At 71.5% G+C, this 832-nt stretch carries 1 protein-coding gene; it reads left to right on the forward strand.

Annotation, left to right across the window (positions count from 1 at the left end):
- Window positions 1-832: rhodanese-like domain-containing protein (locus SK571_RS46165; RefSeq protein WP_319990433.1), on the forward strand; the 832-nt coding region annotated here is incomplete at both ends.

Below are 832 nucleotides of genomic sequence, written 5' to 3' on the forward strand. Positions count from 1 at the left end.
CGGCTCGCTGATCGTGGGCGCCGCCGCCCGCACCGACCTCGTCTCACCCGACCGGACCGAAGAACTCGCCCGCGCTCAGTACGCGTCGCTGCGCAGGCTCGCCGAGCTGCCCGACGACGTGGCCGTCTGGCCCACGCACGGCGCCGGATCCTTCTGCTCCGCCCCGCCCGGCGCGGACCGCACCAGCACGATCGGCAGGGAGAAGGCGACGAACCCGTTGCTGCGTGCGGCTGACGAGGACGCCTTCGTGAAGGAGCTGCTCGGCTCGCTGGGCAGCTATCCGCCGTACTTCCGCCGCCTCGGCGAGATCAACCGCCAGGGCGTTGTGGTCGGGACGCCTGAGCTGTCGCCGCTGGAGGTCGGTGCGGTGCGGCGGCTTCTGGCCAACGGCGCGCGATTGATCGACGTCCGGCCGGTCGACGAGTTCGCCGCCGCGCACGTGCCTGGCGCGCTGTCGATTCCGCTGCGGCCGGTGTTCGCATCGTGGCTCGGCTGGCTGGCGCCGCACGACCGGCCGCTGGTCGTGGTGCGTGGCGCCGATCAGGACCCGGCGGAGATCGCCTGGCAGGCGGCCAAGATCGGCTACCTCGATCTCGCGGGCGAGCTCGTCGGCGGGATGGATGCGTGGACTGCCGCGGAACTTCCCACGACCACAACCAGGTTGGTGGGGCCGGATCAGGTGAGCGGATCGGTGCTGGACATTCGGCAGGAACCCGAGTTCGCCTCCGGGCACCTGCCGGGCGCGCAGCACGTCGAACTCGGCGAGCTGCCCAGCCGCGTTGACGAAGTGCCGCATGAACCGCTGATCGTGATGTGCGGCCACGGCGAACGA

The sequence above is a fragment of the Lentzea kristufekii genome (genome assembly GCF_033949925.1).
In the GTDB taxonomy this organism is placed as follows: Bacteria; Actinomycetota; Actinomycetes; order Mycobacteriales; family Pseudonocardiaceae; genus Lentzea; species Lentzea kristufekii.